This window comes from Pseudomonadota bacterium (assembly GCA_038533575.1).
GTDB lineage: Bacteria > Pseudomonadota > Alphaproteobacteria > Rhodobacterales > Rhodobacteraceae > Shimia_B.
Genome location: JBCAYL010000001.1, coordinates 1199233 through 1215447, shown reverse-complemented (window position 1 = coordinate 1215447; position 16215 = coordinate 1199233). Strand labels below are relative to the sequence as shown.

Below are 16215 nucleotides of genomic sequence, written 5' to 3'. Positions count from 1 at the left end.
CGTGCCCGGCTTCTGGGCTCCGCCTTCATCTGTGCCATGTCCGCTCCGGCAGTGTTCGCGGAGGGTGAGCTGAACCTCTACTCCTCGCGCCATTACGACACCGACGAGCGCCTCTACTCGGATTTCACCGAGCTGACCGGCATCACCGTCAACCGCATCGAAGCAGGCGCAGACGATCTCATCGCGCGCATGCAGACCGAGGGTGCGAACTCTCCCGCAGACATCTTCATGACCGTCGACACCGTGCGCCTGACGCGCGCGAAAGAGCTCGGCCTGCTGCAGCCGGTGGAAAGCGAGGTCCTCGAGGCCGCGATCCCGGCCTATCTGCAGGACGACGACAACAACTGGTTCGGCTTCTCGCAGCGCTCGCGCATCCTGTTCTATGACAAGGATGACGTGGCCAACCCGCCGATGACCTATCAGGACCTCGCAAGCCCGGAATACGCCGGCATGGTCTGCATCCGGTCATCCTCCAACGTCTACACGCAAAACATCGTGGCAGCGCTCACCGCGCATCTCGGTGAGGAGGCGATCCAGGATTGGGCGACGGCCGTCGTCGGAAACTTCGCCCGCGATCCCCAGGGCGGCGACACCGACCAGCTGCGCGGCATTGCCTCGGGCGAGTGCGACATCGCCATGTCCAACACCTATTACTACGCGCGCGCCCTGCGGAAGGGCGACAGCACCATGACCGCCGAGGATCTCGCGGGCATCGGCTGGGTCTTCCCGAACCAGAACTCCATCGGCGCGCACATGAACATCTCCGGCGGTGGCGTGGCAGCCAACGCGCCCAACCGCGAGAACGCGGTGAAGTTCCTGGAGTATCTCGCGTCAGAGCAAGCTCAGCAGTACTTCTCGGCGGGCAATGACGAGTATCCGGCGGTGCCGGGCGTCGGTCTGAGCGACTCGGTGGCGACACTGGGCATCTTCCGCCCGGACACGATCGATCTTGCCACGATCGCCGACAATATCGACGAGGCCAACACGATCCTGACGAACGCCGGCTGGGAGTAATCGCCCCGCTGAGCGTCGAAGGCCCCCGGTTCAGCCGGGGGCTTTTTTATTTGCGCCTGCCGAGCGTCCGGCAGAGCAGGATCACCGGCAAGAGCCCCACCGCCACCAGCACGAGCGACGGCACGGCCGCCCCTTCGAGGCGCTCGTCGGAGGCCAGTCGATGGGCCTGCACGGCCAGCGTGTCGTAGTTGAAGGGCCGCATGATGAGCGTCGCCGGGAGCTCTTTCATCACGTCCACGAAGACGATGAGGAGCGCAGTGGCCACCGAGGGCCAGAGCGCTGGAACGAAGATGCGCCGCAGCAGCATGCCCGGGCCGGAGCCCAGCGTGCGCGCCACGGCCTCGGTATTGGGGTTGAGCGTGGCCATGCCGCCCTCGAAGGCATTGAGCGCGGCGGCCATGAAGCGCACCGCGTAGGCGACCACGAGCAGCCAGATCGACCCCGTGATGAGGAGCCCCGTGTCGATGCCGAACGTCCCCTCCATGAAGGCGTCGATACGATTGTCGAGCGTGGCGAAGGGCACCATGAGCCCCACCGCGATGACCCCGCCCGGCACGGCGTAGCCCAACCGCGCGATTTGCGCGGACGCATGGGCAACAGGCGTTGGGCGCAGACGTTGGCTCGCGCCGATGAGGATCGCGAAGGCCACCGTGACGATGGCCGCGACGGACGCTAGCGTGAGCGAGTTCTTCAGGAAAAGAAGGTAGCGCGCAGAGAAGAGATCCTGCTCGGAATTGAGCGCCATGGAGAAGAGGATCACGACCGGGAGCGCGAAGCCGAGGATGACCGGCAACGCACAGGCCGCCATGGCCCACCAGCGCGCCGCGCCCGTCAGCGTCACCATGCCCACCCGTTCGTGCCGCTTGCCCGCCCCGTGGTGGCGCGCGCGACCGCGCTGGGCCCGTTCGAGGAGCCCGATCAAGAGTGCCGCGAGGAGGAGGCAGAGCGCGAGCTGCGCGGTGGCGGGACGGTCCGCGAAGCCCAGCCAGGACCGGTAGATGCCCGTCGCGAATGTCTGCACGCCGAAGAAGGAGACGGTGCCGAAATCCGCCAGCGTCTCCATGACGGCCAGAAGCACCCCGCCCATGATAGCCGGGCGCGCCAGTGGGACCGAGGCACCGAGGAAGGCCCCAAGCGGACCGCGCCCGAGGGAGCGTGCGGCGAGGTAGGCCGTCGCGCTCTGCTGCAGAAACGCGGCGCGGGCGAGGAGGTAGACATAGGGGTAGAGCACGAGCGTCAGCATGAGCGCCGCCCCTCCGACCGACCTGATCTCGGGGAACCAGTAGTCGCGCGGGCCCCAGCCTGTCAGGTCGCGCAGGAGGGATTGGACGATGCCGGGATGGTCGAGCACGTCGGTGTAGGCATAGGCCAGCACGTAGGCAGGGAAGGCGAAGGGCAGGGCCAGCGCGATCTCGAAGAGGCGCGCGCCGGGAAACCGCGTCATCGTCACCAGCCACGCGCAGCCCGTCCCGATGCTCGCGGTGCCGATCGCCACCAGCACGATGAGGATGAGCGTCGTGAGCGTGTAGTCGAGGAGCACCGTGTTGGCGAGCTGCCGCACGGTGTCGAGTGTCCCGGTGGCGGCGACGCCCGCGACGAACGCCATGGGCAGCAGACAGAGCGCCGCCGCGCTGACCGCGCCAAAGCCGAGCCAGTTCGCCCTCATGGCGTCAGGGTGCCGCTTCCAGCGCTGCGATGATCGGGTTGAAGTCGTCCGCCTTCAGTGAGGCCCCGCCCACGAGCGCCCCGTCAACGTCGCCGATGGCAAAGATCTCGGCGGCATTGGCGGCCTTCACGGATCCGCCATAGAGGAGCCGCACCTCGTCCGCGCCATCCATGAGCTTCGAAAGCTCCTTGCGCAGGTCGGCATGGACCTCCGCGATCTGCTCGGGCGTCGCCACGACGCCGGTCCCGATGGCCCAGACGGGCTCGTAGGCGATGACAGTGTTGGCAGGCGTGGCGCCGGCGGGCAGGGAGCCCGAGAGCTGGCGCCGCACGATCTCGAGGGTCTGGCCCGCTTCCCGTTCGGCCAGGGTCTCGCCGATGCAGACGATGGCCCCGAGACCCGCGGCAATGGCGGCTTCGGCCTTGGCTTTCACCAGCGCGTCTGTCTCGGCGTGGTCCGTGCGACGCTCCGAATGCCCGACGATGACGGCGCTGGCCCCGGCCTCGGCTAGCATGGGCGCCGCGATATCACCGGTATGCGCACCGCTTTCGGCGGCATGGCAATCCTGCGCGCCCAGCGAGACGGAGGAATTGGCGAGCGCTTCGGCCATGCGCGTCAGCAGCGTGGCGGGCGGCGCCAGAAGCACATCGACCGACGGGGTCTGATTGGCGATGGACACGGCGCGCGCCTCGGCGATCGCGCTGCCCATCCCGTTCATTTTCCAGTTTCCGGCTGCAAGCTTGCGCATGGGATCTCTCCTTTTCGGCCCTCAATGTCGCGCAGGGCACGGGGGCGTCAAGCAGGGGCTTACGAGATCTTCGGGATGGCGTTGGGGTCGAGCTTTTCAACGGGCTCGAACTTGATCGATTCCCCGCATCCGCAGGCCTCTGTCACGTTCGGATTGTTGAACGTGAAGGAGCTCTCGAGGAGCGAGGTCTGGTAGTCGATCTCGGTGCCGAAGAGGAACATCTGCGCCGTGGGCGCGATGAGCACGCGCGCGCCATCCTGCTCGACGACCTCGTCGGATGGCTCTGCGCCGTCCACGTAATCCATGGTGTATTCCATGCCCGCGCAGCCGCCCTTCTTCAGCCCGATCTTCATGCCGTACTTTCCGCCCTTCGCCATGAGCTTTGAGATCTGCTTCACGGCGGCGGGGGTGATGGTCACGGGGGCTTGGCCCGGAATGCCAAACATGCGGCGTCTCCTGCGCTGGAAGCCAAAAGATAGGCTCTTTTGCGTGGTCGCTCAAGGGCATGGCCGCATGGGCCCCCGAAGGCTGGACACTCCGACGTGCGGGTCCATACTGAGCCGAAGCAACAAGGGAGGCTGCCATGAAATTCCTCGCGATCACCACTGCACTCACGCTCACCGCCACCACCGCTCTCGCAGGCGGTCATGCCTGCTACGAAGGCAAGACGATCACGGAGGGCAAATTGACCGTCGCGACGGGCAACCCGGCCTATTTCCCGTGGGTCATGGACGACAATCCCCAGTCCGGCATGGGCTTCGAGGCAGCCGTGGCCTACGCGGTGGCCGAGGAGATGGGGCTCGCGGCCGAGGATGTCGTGTGGGTGCGCACCTCCTTCGACGAGGCGATCCAGCCCGGTGCTAAGAATTTCGACGTCAACATTCAGCAATACTCGATCACCGCGGAGCGCGACATGATGGTGGACTTCTCGGCGCCCTACTACAGCGCGGCCATGGCTGTGCTGGCCGTGGGTCCCGCATCCTCCACCCCCGCGGAGCTCGGCGCGCTGCGCGACCTGCAATGGGGCGCGGTCGGGACCACGACCGCGGTGCCGAAGCTCCTCGAAACGATCGAGCCCACGAGCCAGCCACTCCTTTATGGCGATAACGCCGATGTCACGGCCGCCATGCAGGCAGGCCAGATCGACGCCGCGCTCTTTGACCTGCCCACGGCGCTCTTCCTGTCGGCCGTGGTCATCGAAGATAGCCAGGTCATCGGCCAGTTCCCGGCCGACCGCACGGAGATCCCGGATCAATTCGGCATGCTCATGGAAGAGGGCAACGCGCTCAAGGAATGCGTGGATGCCGCGCTCGCCGCGATCACGGAAAGCGGGCAATTGGCCGATATCGAGGCGCAGTGGCTGCAGGACACGACCGGCGTGCCGCTCATCGCGGAGTAACCCATGGCCTTGGCCGACGAGGGGGCGCGGCGCGGGCAAAAGCTGCCGCGGACGCGCCGTCAGATCTACGAAGACCGGATAAGGCGCCGCTCGCTCCTGATCGCGGGGGCGTCCACGGCGGCCGTCTTCGCGGCGATCATCGTGCTCGTGCCGATGGCGCCGGGCTGGGAGAAGGTCGCGCGCAGCTTTTTCAACGGAGACGTCTTCGCGCGCACCTTCCCGGGGCTGCTCGACGCCTTCTTGCAGAACCTGATGATCTTCGCGTGGTCCGCGCCGCTCATCGCGGTGCTTGGCCTCGGGGTCGCGCTGATGCGCGATGCGCGGTCGCCGGTGCTTTTTCCGCTGCGCATCTTCGGCGCGGCCTACACGGATGTGTTTCGCGGCCTGCCCGTGATCCTGACGGTCTATCTCATCGGCTTCGGCATCCCCGGGCTCGGGCTGCCGCGCCCGTGGAACAGCCCGTACATCTGGGGGACCGTGGCGCTTGTGCTGACCTATTCGGCCTACGTGGCCGAGATCTTTCGCGGGGGCATCGAGAGCGTGCACACCTCCCAGCGCGCGGCAGCGCAATCGCTGGGCCTGAGCGACCGGGACACCATGCGCTACGTGATCCTGCCGCAAGCGATCCGCCGGGTGATCCCGGCCCAGATGAACATGCTCATTGCGCTCCAGAAGGACGTGGCACTCCTCAGCTTCATCGGGCCCGTGGAGATCTTCCGGCAGGCGGGCGTCTACAAATCGCTTCTCGCGAATTTCACACCCTATGTCGGGGCCGCGCTGATCTTTCTGGCGATCACCATCCCGGCAACCCGCTACGCGGATTATCTCATCTCCAAGCAGGCGCGGGAGCGATCATGAAGCTCGCGCTGCGGGACGTGGTCAAGGAATTCGGGTCAAATCGGGTCTGCGACGGGATCTCGCTCGACGTCGAAGAGGGGCAGATGGTCTGCCTTATCGGTGCCTCCGGCGCCGGCAAGTCCACGCTGCTGCGCTGCATCAACCTCCTCGAGCCCATCGAGGACGGCGCGATCTATCTGGATGGCGAGGATATCAGCGTGCCCGGGCTCGATCCCGAGCCCGTGCGGCGGCGCATCGGCATGGTCTTCCAGAGCTACAACCTCTTTCCGCACATGACGGCGGAAGAGAATGCGATGCTCGCGCCGCGCCGTGTGCGCGGGATGAGCGTCGAGGCGTTACGCCCTGAGATCACAGCGCTTTTCGAGAGGTTCGGTCTCGCAGATCGCAGGGGCCACTATCCGGATCAGCTGTCCGGTGGGCAGCAGCAGCGTGTGGCGATCGTGCGCGCGCTGGCCATGCGGCCCGAGGTGATGCTCTTCGACGAGATCACCAGCGCGCTCGACCCCCAGCTCGTGGGCGAGGTGCTCGATGTCCTGCGCACGCTGAAGGGTGACGGCATGACGATGGTCCTCGCCACCCACGAGATGAACTTCGCCCGAGAAGCTGCTGACAAGGTGTGTTTTTTGAAGGATGGGCGCGTGGTGGAGGAGGGACCGCCCGCGCAGGTGCTCGCAGCGCCGAAGCGCGCGGAGACCCAGGCCTTTCTCGCGCGGACGATCAAGTGAGCTAGGGCAAGGCCGCGAGGTAATCGGCCAGCGCATCGAGCGCCGCACGGATGCCGGGCTCGTGGCGGCCCTCATGGTGGCTTACGAGCCAACGATGGTGCGTAAGCTCTTCGATGATCTCGCCTTTTCGCTCCAGCTCCTGCCGCGCTTCTCCCACGAAGGTCGGCAGCATGACCTGCCCGATGCCGGCCTCTGCCATGGCGAGAGCCAGCCTTGGATCATTGGCCGTCGTGACTATGTCGGCGCCGTGGTGCCGCGCTACCCAGGTCGACGACGCCGTGGCAGCCGCATCATAGGAGGCCCCGATCCAACCGGAGACTCCAGGCCGCCCATAGGCGGCGAAGGACACCGATCCGATGGCGCGCCCGGCCAGCCATGGCTGTTCCGGCCTGCGATTGCGGAGGCCGATGTCGATCTCGCGCCGCGCGATATCCATCTCGAGGTTGCAATGCAGGAATTCCGGCACCCAGATAGCGCCGGGCTGCCAGACTTGCGCGATATTCTCAGCCAAATGCAGCGCGGTCCACGTCCCGGCGGAGATCCGCACGCGCACCGGTCCGGCCTGCGCCTCGCGCCAGGTGGCGATATCGGCGGCAGCGGCCTCCATGCGCTCGGTCCGCTGCAGGAGCGCGCGGCCTTCGGCGGTGGGCGTGTAGCCTTGCGCGCCGTGCAGAAAGAGCCTGCGCCCCATCCGCGCCTCGAGCGAGGTCATCCGGCGCGACAGGGTGGCGGCGCTCACGCCTGTTTCTTGCGCGGCACGGGCCAAGGCACCGTGGCGGGCCACGGCGGAGAAAAGCGCGAGATCGTCCCAAGGCATTTGCATGAATGAAAGTGTGGTTGCGATTTGGCCGGGATGCAAGGGCGGGGCCGTGGCGTATCTTACTCCCGAGACACAAAGGAGTAAGTCCATGGCCGTTTGGTTCTTTCCGCCGCGTCCCGCCAAAACAGAAGCAGAGAAGGAGCGCGCGCTGTTTGCAAAATTGGTAGCAAAAGATCGCATCGAGCGCCGCGCGCGGCTCTGGGCACGGCTGCGCGCAGTGCTTGGCTTAGCGTAGGGGGCGGGCCGGATTGCCCGCAACGGTCACACCGTCGCGCACGTCCCGCGTGACAACGGCGCCCGCGCCGATGATCGCGTGGTCCCCGATGGTGACGCCCGGCAAGATGAGCGCACCACCCCCGATCCAGACATCCGCGCCAATGGTTATGGGCTGGCCAAGCTCGAGAAACGCGGCGCGGCTCTCCGCGTCTCGCGGGTGATCTGCGGCGAGGATTTGCGTCATCGGGCCGATCTGCGTTCGGTCGCCGATGGTCACCGGGCAGATGTCGAGCACGGTGCAGCCGTAGTTGAAGAAGACGTCGTCACCGAGGTGAATATTGGTGCCGTAATCGACGTAGAAGGGCGCTCGTATGGCGCAGTCCTTGCCGCGCGAGCCGAGCAGCTCGTCGAGGATCGGGCGACGCGCGTCACCGTCGGAGACGGTTGTCCGGTTATAAGCGGCCATGAGCTCCTGTGCCCTGGCACGCGCGGCCACGAGCTCCGCATCACCGGGGCGATAAAGATCGCCGGCGATCATCTTTTCTCTCTCGCTGCGGGTGTCTGTCATGCAGGATCAGCCGCGCACGGCTGCATCCAGAGCGCGCCGTGCCCAGTCCGCCGCCTCGTCCGGGTCATCGAGCGCGCTTTCCGGGAGCGTCCAATAGCCCATGGACGCCGTCTTTTCCTTGCCCTCGTAGACAAATTGCGCGCCGCCCTCCGCGGCGAGCGCCTCAGCCAATGGACCGGAGGCCTTGATGTAGATGCGGTTTTCCGGACCGATGATTGCGAAGATCTGCCCCTCGGAATAGACCGAGAGCCCGCCAAACATCTTGCGCGTGGTCAATGCTGGCAGGCCGGAGAAGAGATCCCTGACAAAGGCGATATCTTCTGCCGTGACCGCCATCTATCGCGTCACATGAAGCCGAGCTCGAGCCGGGCTTCCTCGCTCATCATGTCCATGCCCCAGGGCGGGTCCCAGGTGATCTCTACATCGACCTGCTTGATCCCCGGAAGGGGCTCGACGGCGTCTGCTACCCATCCGGGCATGTCTTCGGCCACCGGGCAGCCCGGTGCGGTCAGCGTCATGATCACAAGCACGGCGTTCTCTTCGCTGATCGAGATCGTGTAAATCAGGCCCAGATCGAAGATATTGACGGGGATCTCCGGGTCGTAGACCGTCCGGATCGCTTCCACCACGCTGTCATAGAGCGTGTGGTCGGTCGTCGACGGGCGAATTACGAGATCGCCCTCTGCCTGGCTCATTTGGGTCATGTGTCGCTCCTCGTGGGCGATATATGCACAAGACGAAGCATCGTAAACTCTTTCCCCGGCCATTCCAACGCGCGACGAACCGCGCTTCGGCGGTCTGCTCGGCGTCTTCCATTGGACGCAAGGGGGCTCCGTTTGCTATTCTACCTCTGATTGCTTCCGGGAGGATGCCCATGGCCCGCAATCTTGGCATGACCGGCTTGAGGTGCCGGGCGTCTCGGCGCCCGATGCAGGACTTCGATCAGCTGCCGCCTGAGCTGCGGCGCTGGGTGGCGAGCGCCGTGCTGCCCTGGAGTGTGGCGACCGTGCGCAAGGCCTTCGATCGCGCGCTCGCAAAGACCGGGAGCGTCGCGCTGGCCCTCGAGGAGCTCGACCGGCGGCAGAATGCGAAGCTCGAAAAGGATGCGGCGCTCGTCTGGGGCGTGGACCATCCGGCGGGTCATGCCCCGGGTAAACCGCACTAGCACCGTGATCTAGGCACTCCGCGTCCGGCCCTTGCGCAGCGGGGCAGGGCGCACGCGCGTCTCGATCTCGTCGAAGAGAAGCCCAGCGATGTTCTTGCCCGTGCTCTTCTCGATGCCTTCGAGACCGGGAGAGGAGTTCACCTCGAGGAGCTTGGGCCCCTCGGCCCCCCGCAGCAGATCGACTCCCGCGATGCCGAGCTTGAAGGCTCTCGCGGCCTTGGTCGCCGCCTCACGTTCGGCCCTCGAGAGCTTTGTCACCTTCGCCGTGCCGCCCCGATGCAGGTTCGAGCGGAAATCGTCGCCCGCGCTCGTGCGCTTCATGGCCGCCACCACCTTGCCCGCGATGACGAGGCATCGAATGTCTTCGCCGGCGGCTTCCTTCACGAAGTCCTGCACGAGAAAGTTCGCCTTGAGGCCGCGGAAGGCATCGATGACGGACTGCGCCGCCTTCTTCGTTTCTGCGAGCACGACGCCCTTACCCTGCGTGGATTCGAGTAATTTCACGATGAGAGGTGCCGTGCCCACGAGGCTCATCAGGTTCTCGGTGTCCTGCGGAGAGTTCGCAAAGGCCGTAACCGGCATTCCGATCCCGTGCCGCGCAAGGACTTGGTGCGCGTGGAGCTTGTCGCGGGAGGCGGTGATCCCGTCCGACCCGTTCACGCAATAGGTGCCCAACGTCTCGAACTGGCGGATGATGGCGGTGCCGTAGGGGGTGATGGAGGCGCCGATGCGGGGGATGACCGCGTCATAGCGCGGCAGGCGCTGGCCGTCGTAATAGACCTCCGGCGCCCGCGCGTTGATCGCCATGTAACAGCGCGTGGTGTCGATGACCTCCACGGTGTGCCCGCGCTTTTCCCCCTCAAGAACGATGCGTTTCGTCGAGTAGTTGTTCGGTTCGCGGCTCAGGACCGCCACGCGCAGGGCCCGGCTTTTGATCGCCTTCTTGAGCTGCGGCGCGGTGTAGGCCTCGTAATTGAGCTCCGGCTGCAGGCAGGCTTCCGTGGGGTTCACGATCGTGTCTTCGGTGAAGGCCTGTCGTCCGAGCAGCATCCGGTAGGCCATGCCGTCGCGATCGGTGAGGGTAACATGGATGGGCCAGGAGCGGTCGCCGAACTTGATCGGCGTCTCGATGACGTATCGCAGCTCCGTCTCCCCGTTCGACGAGGTGACCTCGCGGCGGTCGACGACCGTGGCCGAACAGGGGATGGTGAGATCGCGGTTTCCCGGGATGGGATGGATGGCGAAGCGGACCTTGGGGCGCGTGGCCGGACCGAATTGCTCGATATCGAACGCATGGAGGGCTGACGTCTTGGCCCCGGTGTCGATCTTCGCCTTGATCGCGGGAAGGCCGAGATCCGGCAGGGACAGCCACTCCTCCCAGCCCAGACTGATCGCCGTGTCGCTCATGCAATTTCTCCCCGTTGGCTTTATGCGCGTCTTGGCGTAGCTCGCGACATTAACCAGAGGCAGAAGAGTTGGTTCCCGGGATGAGCGACCGGTTCGAGTTTGAGCTGACGGCGCGCGACGGGCGCGCCCGCACAGGCGTCATCCGCACGCCGCGCGGCGAGGTGCGCACGCCCGCCTTCATGCCCGTGGGCACGGCGGCGACGGTCAAGGCCATGATGCCCGAGTCCGTGCGCGCGACGGGCGCCGATATCCTGCTCGGCAACACCTACCATCTCATGCTGCGTCCCACGGCGGAGCGGATCGCCGCGCTCGGAGGCCTGCATCGCTTCATGAACTGGGAGCGGCCGATCCTGACTGACAGCGGCGGCTTCCAGGTCATGAGCCTCGCGGGCCTCCGGAAGCTCGATGAGACCGGCGTGACCTTCAAGAGCCATATCGACGGCTCCGAGCACGCGCTCACTCCCGAGCGATCCATGGAGATCCAGCGGCTTCTCGGTTCCGACATCGTGATGTGCTTCGACGAATGCCCGGCCCTTCCGGCGGACCGCACGCGCATCGAGGAAAGCATGGAGCTCTCGATGCGATGGGCGGCGCGCTCGCGTGAGGCCTTCGGTGACAGGCCCGGACACGCGCTCTTCGGGATTCAGCAGGGCGGGCTCGAAGAGGATCTGCGCGCCCGGTCGGCGGAGGCGTTGCGCGCCATCGAGTTCGACGGCTACGCCGTGGGCGGCCTGGCGGTGGGCGAGGGGCAGGAGGCCATGTTTGGCTGTCTCGACTACGCGCCCGAACAGCTGCCGGTGAAGAAGCCCCGATATCTCATGGGGGTGGGCAAGCCCGATGACATCGTGGGCGCGGTGAAGCGCGGCATCGACATGATGGATTGCGTGCTGCCCTCCCGGTCCGGCCGCACGGGGCAGGCCTTCACGCGGCGCGGCGTCGTCAACATCAAGAATGCGCGCCATGCCGACGATCCGCGCCCCCTCGATGAAGACTGCACCTGTCCGGCCTGCCGGAACTACGCGCGCGCCTACCTCCACCACGTCTTCCGTTCGAACGAGATGATCTCTGGCATGCTGCTGACATGGCACAACCTGCATTACTTCCAGGAGATCATGGCAGGGATGCGGGCCGCCATCGCGGCAGGAACCTTTGACGCGTGGGAGGCAGACTTTCACTCCCGCCGAGCCGAGGGGGACATCGAGCCCCTCTAGCGCTCTCGCCGCAAGAGCGCACACCCCGCTTCTTTGTGCCTCGTACCTCCCCCGGAGGGCCGCCGGAGGCATCCGGTCTTCAGATCAGGAGCAGGGCCCAGCCACAGAGCCCGAGCTGGACGAGCTGGATCGCCACCGAGAGCCCATGGAGCCGCCCGAACGCTCTCGTGTCGCCCGCGTCGCTGGCCGCGTTGATCTGGTTCATCAGAACTTGCCGGGCGTAGATCGTGCTGACCGTGATGAGCGCAAGGAGGAGCCCGGCGCCCGTGCTCTGCGTGAACGCGAGTGCGGTCGCGAGCGCCGCGAGCAGAATGACCGCGGCGTAATAATAGGGAAACGTCCCGCGCAGCAGCGGTCGCACGCGCTCCATCGGCAGTTGCTTGAAGAGCACCGGCGCGAAACCGAAGCTGAAAAAGGTCATGCCGCCGAAGAGGATGGCGGTGGCGAGAAGGGCGATCTGTTCCATGGCCGGGCTCCCAAAAGGTCAGAGCGGGAGCTAGGGCATCCCTGCGCCGTGTCAGCCTTCCTCAGCGTCGGAACGTGAACGTCGCGTCCGGGTAGCGGAAAACATCGAAGCGGCCCTCGCGGCGGCGATCGAAGTTGAGCGACAGGAGGATCCGGGTGCCGGACACGCCGTCTTCCTCCAGGTCCTCGAGAGCGCGCTGGCGCGCCTCGCGGCGTTTGCGTTCGCTGATATTGGCGGCTGTGAGCGTGCGCGTCTGGGTTTCACCCTGGTAGGTGCAGGACAGGGCAAGCTGCGGCGCCGTGTTCTGAAAAAGCGGGAGCTGGACGGCGGCGGGGGTCGTGAATTGCGCGGCGTATCCCGGCCCGGTGAGCTGGCAGGGGACGGCGGAGAGCTCTGCCCGTGTATCGCCCGTCCTGAGGCGATTGCGCACGATCACCGTGTCGATGCCCGTCACGGAGGCCTCCCGGATGTCATTGGAAAAACGCATCTGGATGGGAGCCTGCGTAATCGGCGCGGTGGCCACGCAGGCGCTCAAGAGGGAGGGGAGGAGGAAAACACCGGCGCGCAGCAGCATTCGAAGACCTTTCACTGGAGACATATAAAAAGTAGCGCGAAGACGAAGGGTTATCCAATAGCATCCCTGTCAACAGCCGCGCCCGCGGATCCCGCGCCGCTCCCACTGCACCACGCCTTGTGGACAGTATTTAGGCCCCGAGGCCGATTATCTCGCTAAATCTGGGCCTGCGGCCTTGCGGCAGGGCGCGCGCAGGGGCACAGTGATGTGCAACGCGGATCGGTTGAAACCGCACGGCTCGGGCATTAGCTCCAGCTGACCTCAGTCGGAAAGGCCGGCGTCGCCGCTCTCGGGACGCCCGCACTTTGCCAGAAACAAGGATAGGTATCATGCAAGAGCCTCTCGCCGCTTCCTACCCGGTCTTGCCGTTGCGCGACATCGTGGTCTTCCCGCACATGATCGTGCCGCTCTTCGTCGGACGCGACAAATCCGTCCGCGCGCTCGAAGCCGTCATGCGCGACGACAAGCAGATCCTGCTCTCCTCTCAGGTTGATCCGGCCGATGACGAGCCCGACACCGACGGCATCTACAAGGCCGGCGTGCTGGCCAACGTGCTCCAGCTTCTCAAGCTCCCCGACGGCACCGTGAAGGTCCTCGTGGAGGGCAAGGCCCGGGTGCGCATCGACAGCTATCTGGAGAACGAGGATTATTTCGAGGCCTCCGCCGAGTATCTCACCGAGATGCCTGGGGATGGCGACGCCGTGGAAGCGCTGGTGCGCTCCGTGGCCAAGGAATTCGAGCGCTACGCCAAGGTGAAAAAGAACGTCCCCGAGGAGGCCCTGACCGCCGTGGCCGACACGCGCGAGCCGGCGAAGCTCGCCGATCTTGTTTCCGGTCACCTCGGGATCGAGGTCCAGCAGAAGCAGGAGCTTCTGGAGACGCTCTCCGTGAGCGAGCGCCTCGAGAAGGTCTACGGCCTCATGCAGGGCGAGATGAGCGTTCTGCAGGTCGAGAAGAAGATCAAGACGCGCGTCAAATCCCAAATGGAGCGCACGCAGCGCGAGTATTACCTGAATGAGCAGATGAAGGCCATTCAGAAGGAGCTCGGCGATGGCGAGGATGGCGCGGGCGAAGTGGCCGAGCTCGAAGAGCGGATCGCCAAGACCAAGCTGTCGAAAGAGGCCGCCGAGAAGGCGGAAGCCGAGCTGAAGAAGCTCAAGAACATGTCGCCCATGAGCGCCGAGGCCACCGTGGTCCGCAACTACCTCGACTGGATGCTGTCGATCCCGTGGGGGACACGCTCGCGGGTGAAGAAGGATCTAGGCCGCGCGCAGAAGGTCCTCGATGACGATCACTACGGCTTGGACAAGGTCAAAGAGCGGATCGTCGAATACCTCGCCGTGCAGCAGCGCTCCAAGAAGCTGAAGGGGCCGATTATGTGCCTCGTCGGCCCGCCGGGCGTGGGTAAGACCTCGCTGGGCAAGTCGGTCGCCAAGGCCACGGGGCGCGAGTTCATTCGCATCTCGCTGGGCGGCGTGCGCGATGAGAGCGAAATCCGCGGCCACCGCCGCACCTATATCGGCTCCATGCCCGGCAAGATCATCCAGGCGCTGAAGAAGGCGAAGACGACGAACCCGCTCATTCTGCTCGATGAGATCGACAAGATGGGGCAGGATTTCCGGGGCGACCCGGCGTCGGCCATGCTCGAGGTGCTCGATCCCGAGCAGAACTCGACCTTCGTCGATCACTATCTGGAGGTGGAATACGACCTGTCTGACGTGATGTTCCTGACAACCTCGAACTCCTACAACATGCCGGGGCCGCTCCTTGACCGGATGGAGATCATCCCGCTGGCGGGCTACACGGAGGACGAGAAGGCCGAGATCGCCCACCGTCACCTGATCCCCAAGCAGATCAAGAACCACGGCCTCAAGAAGGGCGAGTTCACGCTGGAGCCCGATGCGCTGCAGGAGATCGTGCGGACCTACACGCGTGAGGCCGGTGTCCGGAACCTCGAGCGCGAGATCGGCAAGCTTGCCCGGAAAGCGGTCACAAAGCTCGTGAAGAAGGAAGCCGACGAGGTGGTGGTGACGCCGGAGAACCTCGACGAATTCCTCGGGGTGAAGAAATTCCGCTACGGCCTCGCCGAACAGGAAGACCAGGTGGGCGTTGTGACCGGCCTCGCCTACACCTCCGTGGGCGGCGATCTGCTCCATATCGAGGCGCTGAAGCTCCCCGGGAAAGGCCGGATGAAGACCACCGGCAAGCTTGGCGATGTGATGAAGGAGTCGATCGACGCGGCCGCGTCCTATGTCCGCTCCGTGGCGCCCGAAATCGGCGTAAAACCGACGAAGTTCGACACGATGGACATCCACGTGCACGTGCCCGACGGGGCCACGCCGAAGGATGGCCCCTCGGCGGGTCTCGCCATGGTGACCTCCATCGTGTCCGTCCTCACGGGTATCCCGGTGAAAAAGGATATCGCCATGACGGGCGAGGTCTCGCTCCGCGGGAACGCCATGCCCATCGGAGGCTTGAAGGAAAAGCTTCTAGCCGCGCTTCGCGGCGGGATCACCACGGTCTTCATCCCCGAGGAGAATGAGAAGGACATGGCCGAGATCCCGGACAACGTGAAAGAGGGGCTCAAGATCATCCCCGTGAGCCACGTGTCCGATGTGCTGGCGCAGGTCCTCACGGACGTGCCCGAGCCCATCGAATGGGACGAGGCCGCCGAGGAGGCCGCGGCCGCTGCTCTGGCCGCGGAGCGCAATGACGGGGCCGGAGGCGCCGTCGCGCACTGAGCCTCCTCAGCTGACTGAAGAGAGGGCCGCGGCATCCGTCGCGGCCTTTTTCGTTGCGCTTTCTTCCGCGAATTCACTGCTTGGCGAACATTTTGGGTTCAGGTCACGGGCAAATTCGATATCTTGTGCGCAAAAAGGAGAGCAGATCATGGCAGCCAAACCGACCCGCAAGACCACATCGACCAAGTCCACCGCGACGAAGGCGCCCGCGAAGACCGCCTCCCGGACCACGACGAAGGCCGCCACGCCGCGTAAGACCGCGACACCGGCGAAGGCCGCATCGGCCCCCAAGCCCGCGGCTCAGGGGGTCACGGCACCGAAGGCCAATGTGCCGCCCGTGGTGGATCGGGAGCTCAAGAAGAAAGAGTTCCTCGAGCGGGTGGCGAAGCTGTCGGGCCTAAAGAAACCGCAAGCCAAGGCCGCCGTGGAAGCAGCGCTCGCCCTCCTCGGCGAAGCGCTCGAAAAGGGAGAGGCGGTCAATCTCGAGCCGCTCGGCAAAATGAAGATCCAGAAGAAAAAGGACCTCGGGAACGCCACGGTCTATACCTGCCGGGTTCGCCGCAAGAAGCCTGCCGCAAAACCGCCGAAGGCCCCCCTTGCGAAGGCTGCAGAGTAAGGCTATCTCCCGCGCCACAGG

General features: G+C 65.4%; 19 protein-coding genes. 9 read left to right on the top strand and 10 right to left on the bottom strand.

Translation table 11 applies throughout. From position 1 onward, the window contains the following. Nucleotides 1-36: 36 nt before the first annotated feature. Nucleotides 37-1014: an extracellular solute-binding protein gene (locus AAFM92_06195; GenBank protein MEL7299957.1), complete on the top strand. Its 978-nt coding sequence runs from the start codon at nucleotides 37-39 to the stop codon at nucleotides 1012-1014. A 46-nt stretch (nucleotides 1015-1060) separates the two neighbouring features. Here AAFM92_06195 and AAFM92_06190 read toward each other — a convergent pair whose 3' ends face one another. The 3 genes from AAFM92_06190 to AAFM92_06180 are packed head-to-tail and all read right to left on the bottom strand — an operon-like array spanning nucleotide 1061 to nucleotide 3874. Then, nucleotides 1061-2680 carry an iron ABC transporter permease gene (locus AAFM92_06190; protein MEL7299956.1) on the bottom strand — a complete coding sequence of 540 codons (1620 nt, stop codon included), beginning with the start codon at nucleotides 2678-2680 and terminating at the stop codon, nucleotides 1061-1063. Nucleotides 2681-2684: 4 nt separating this feature from the next. Continuing rightward, nucleotides 2685-3428, bottom strand: a complete 744-nt coding sequence (tpiA, locus tag AAFM92_06185) for a triose-phosphate isomerase (GenBank protein ID MEL7299955.1) — start codon at nucleotides 3426-3428, stop codon at nucleotides 2685-2687. A 59-nt stretch (nucleotides 3429-3487) separates the two neighbouring features. Next, a complete protein-coding gene (locus tag AAFM92_06180) occupies nucleotides 3488-3874 on the bottom strand; it encodes an iron-sulfur cluster assembly accessory protein (GenBank protein MEL7299954.1) in 387 nt (128 codons plus the stop codon). A 137-nt stretch (nucleotides 3875-4011) separates the two neighbouring features. Here AAFM92_06180 and AAFM92_06175 point away from each other — a divergent pair, with 137 nt between their 5' ends. From AAFM92_06175 to AAFM92_06165, 3 genes are read left to right on the top strand one after another with little or no spacing between them, the layout of a single operon-like run. Further along, a complete protein-coding gene (locus AAFM92_06175) occupies nucleotides 4012-4827 on the top strand; it encodes a transporter substrate-binding domain-containing protein (protein ID MEL7299953.1) in 816 nt (271 codons plus the stop codon). 3 nt (nucleotides 4828-4830) lie between these two features. Continuing rightward, entirely contained in the window at nucleotides 4831-5685 is an 855-nt protein-coding gene (locus tag AAFM92_06170) for an amino acid ABC transporter permease (GenBank protein MEL7299952.1), read from the top strand. After that, entirely contained in the window at nucleotides 5679-6410 is a 732-nt protein-coding gene (locus AAFM92_06165; protein ID MEL7299951.1) for an amino acid ABC transporter ATP-binding protein, read from the top strand. The genes AAFM92_06170 and AAFM92_06165 overlap by 7 nt, the downstream gene beginning before the upstream one ends. 1 nt (nucleotide 6411) lies before the next feature. On the opposite strand, the gene AAFM92_06160 is transcribed toward AAFM92_06165, so the two are convergent. Beyond that, on the bottom strand, nucleotides 6412-7233 hold the full coding sequence (locus AAFM92_06160; GenBank protein MEL7299950.1) for a LysR family transcriptional regulator: 822 nt from the start codon (nucleotides 7231-7233) through the stop codon (nucleotides 6412-6414). A gap of 85 nt (nucleotides 7234-7318) precedes the next feature. Here AAFM92_06160 and AAFM92_06155 point away from each other — a divergent pair, with 85 nt between their 5' ends. Then, nucleotides 7319-7465 (top strand): hypothetical protein, encoded by a 147-nt coding sequence (locus AAFM92_06155; GenBank protein MEL7299949.1) that lies wholly within the window; start codon nucleotides 7319-7321, stop codon nucleotides 7463-7465. Here the strand turns inward: AAFM92_06155 and AAFM92_06150 are convergent. Genes AAFM92_06150 through AAFM92_06140 form a run of 3 tightly spaced genes read right to left on the bottom strand, consistent with a single transcriptional unit; the run spans nucleotide 7457 to nucleotide 8718 of the window. After that, nucleotides 7457-7984, bottom strand: a complete 528-nt coding sequence (locus AAFM92_06150; protein MEL7299948.1) for a sugar O-acetyltransferase — start codon at nucleotides 7982-7984, stop codon at nucleotides 7457-7459. The genes AAFM92_06155 and AAFM92_06150 overlap by 9 nt on opposite strands. A gap of 36 nt (nucleotides 7985-8020) precedes the next feature. Then, on the bottom strand, nucleotides 8021-8350 hold the full coding sequence (locus tag AAFM92_06145; protein ID MEL7299947.1) for a TfoX/Sxy family protein: 330 nt from the start codon (nucleotides 8348-8350) through the stop codon (nucleotides 8021-8023). 8 nt (nucleotides 8351-8358) lie between these two features. Further along, on the bottom strand, nucleotides 8359-8718 hold the full coding sequence (locus AAFM92_06140) for an SUF system Fe-S cluster assembly protein (protein ID MEL7299946.1): 360 nt from the start codon (nucleotides 8716-8718) through the stop codon (nucleotides 8359-8361). A gap of 164 nt (nucleotides 8719-8882) precedes the next feature. Here AAFM92_06140 and AAFM92_06135 point away from each other — a divergent pair, with 164 nt between their 5' ends. Next, nucleotides 8883-9179, top strand: a complete 297-nt coding sequence (locus tag AAFM92_06135) for a DUF6525 family protein (GenBank protein MEL7299945.1) — start codon at nucleotides 8883-8885, stop codon at nucleotides 9177-9179. A 9-nt stretch (nucleotides 9180-9188) separates the two neighbouring features. Here AAFM92_06135 and rimK read toward each other — a convergent pair whose 3' ends face one another. Then, nucleotides 9189-10586, bottom strand: a complete 1398-nt coding sequence (rimK, locus tag AAFM92_06130; GenBank protein MEL7299944.1) for a 30S ribosomal protein S6--L-glutamate ligase — start codon at nucleotides 10584-10586, stop codon at nucleotides 9189-9191. Nucleotides 10587-10666: 80 nt separating this feature from the next. Between rimK and tgt the strand changes: the two genes are divergently transcribed. Continuing rightward, nucleotides 10667-11797: a tRNA guanosine(34) transglycosylase Tgt gene (gene tgt / locus AAFM92_06125; GenBank protein MEL7299943.1), complete on the top strand. Its 1131-nt coding sequence runs from the start codon at nucleotides 10667-10669 to the stop codon at nucleotides 11795-11797. 79 nt (nucleotides 11798-11876) lie between these two features. On the opposite strand, the gene AAFM92_06120 is transcribed toward tgt, so the two are convergent. Both AAFM92_06120 and AAFM92_06115 read right to left on the bottom strand, forming a co-directional pair. After that, nucleotides 11877-12263 carry a DUF4149 domain-containing protein gene (locus AAFM92_06120; GenBank protein ID MEL7299942.1) on the bottom strand — a complete coding sequence of 129 codons (387 nt, stop codon included), beginning with the start codon at nucleotides 12261-12263 and terminating at the stop codon, nucleotides 11877-11879. Between the two features lie 61 nt (nucleotides 12264-12324). After that, nucleotides 12325-12837: a hypothetical protein gene (locus AAFM92_06115; GenBank protein MEL7299941.1), complete on the bottom strand. Its 513-nt coding sequence runs from the start codon at nucleotides 12835-12837 to the stop codon at nucleotides 12325-12327. A 329-nt stretch (nucleotides 12838-13166) separates the two neighbouring features. Here AAFM92_06115 and lon point away from each other — a divergent pair, with 329 nt between their 5' ends. Both lon and AAFM92_06105 read left to right on the top strand, forming a co-directional pair. Continuing rightward, nucleotides 13167-15578 (top strand): endopeptidase La, encoded by a 2412-nt coding sequence (lon, locus tag AAFM92_06110; GenBank protein ID MEL7299940.1) that lies wholly within the window; start codon nucleotides 13167-13169, stop codon nucleotides 15576-15578. Between the two features lie 148 nt (nucleotides 15579-15726). After that, nucleotides 15727-16194: an HU family DNA-binding protein gene (locus AAFM92_06105; protein MEL7299939.1), complete on the top strand. Its 468-nt coding sequence runs from the start codon at nucleotides 15727-15729 to the stop codon at nucleotides 16192-16194. The last annotated feature ends 21 nt before the right edge of the window (nucleotides 16195-16215 follow it).

Excerpts from the sequence above, each read along its gene's own strand:
- AAFM92_06195 (MEL7299957.1), top strand. The coding sequence starts at position 37 with ATGTCCGCTCCGGCAGTGTTCGCGGAGGGTGAGCTGAACCTCTACTCC.
- AAFM92_06190 (MEL7299956.1), bottom strand. The coding sequence starts at position 2,680 with ATGAGGGCGAACTGGCTCGGCTTTGGCGCGGTCAGCGCGGCGGCGCTC.
- tpiA (MEL7299955.1), bottom strand. The coding sequence starts at position 3,428 with ATGCGCAAGCTTGCAGCCGGAAACTGGAAAATGAACGGGATGGGCAGC.
- AAFM92_06180 (MEL7299954.1), bottom strand. The coding sequence starts at position 3,874 with ATGTTTGGCATTCCGGGCCAAGCCCCCGTGACCATCACCCCCGCCGCC.
- AAFM92_06175 (MEL7299953.1), top strand. The coding sequence starts at position 4,012 with ATGAAATTCCTCGCGATCACCACTGCACTCACGCTCACCGCCACCACC.
- AAFM92_06170 (MEL7299952.1), top strand. The coding sequence starts at position 4,831 with ATGGCCTTGGCCGACGAGGGGGCGCGGCGCGGGCAAAAGCTGCCGCGG.
- AAFM92_06160 (MEL7299950.1), bottom strand. The coding sequence starts at position 7,233 with ATGCAAATGCCTTGGGACGATCTCGCGCTTTTCTCCGCCGTGGCCCGC.
- AAFM92_06155 (MEL7299949.1), top strand. The coding sequence starts at position 7,319 with ATGGCCGTTTGGTTCTTTCCGCCGCGTCCCGCCAAAACAGAAGCAGAG.
- AAFM92_06150 (MEL7299948.1), bottom strand. The coding sequence starts at position 7,984 with ATGATCGCCGGCGATCTTTATCGCCCCGGTGATGCGGAGCTCGTGGCC.
- AAFM92_06145 (MEL7299947.1), bottom strand. The coding sequence starts at position 8,350 with ATGGCGGTCACGGCAGAAGATATCGCCTTTGTCAGGGATCTCTTCTCC.
- AAFM92_06140 (MEL7299946.1), bottom strand. The coding sequence starts at position 8,718 with ATGACCCAAATGAGCCAGGCAGAGGGCGATCTCGTAATTCGCCCGTCG.
- AAFM92_06135 (MEL7299945.1), top strand. The coding sequence starts at position 8,883 with ATGCCCATGGCCCGCAATCTTGGCATGACCGGCTTGAGGTGCCGGGCG.
- rimK (MEL7299944.1), bottom strand. The coding sequence starts at position 10,586 with ATGAGCGACACGGCGATCAGTCTGGGCTGGGAGGAGTGGCTGTCCCTG.
- tgt (MEL7299943.1), top strand. The coding sequence starts at position 10,667 with ATGAGCGACCGGTTCGAGTTTGAGCTGACGGCGCGCGACGGGCGCGCC.
- AAFM92_06120 (MEL7299942.1), bottom strand. The coding sequence starts at position 12,263 with ATGGAACAGATCGCCCTTCTCGCCACCGCCATCCTCTTCGGCGGCATG.
- AAFM92_06115 (MEL7299941.1), bottom strand. The coding sequence starts at position 12,837 with ATGCTGCTGCGCGCCGGTGTTTTCCTCCTCCCCTCCCTCTTGAGCGCC.
- lon (MEL7299940.1), top strand. The coding sequence starts at position 13,167 with ATGCAAGAGCCTCTCGCCGCTTCCTACCCGGTCTTGCCGTTGCGCGAC.
- AAFM92_06105 (MEL7299939.1), top strand. The coding sequence starts at position 15,727 with ATGGCAGCCAAACCGACCCGCAAGACCACATCGACCAAGTCCACCGCG.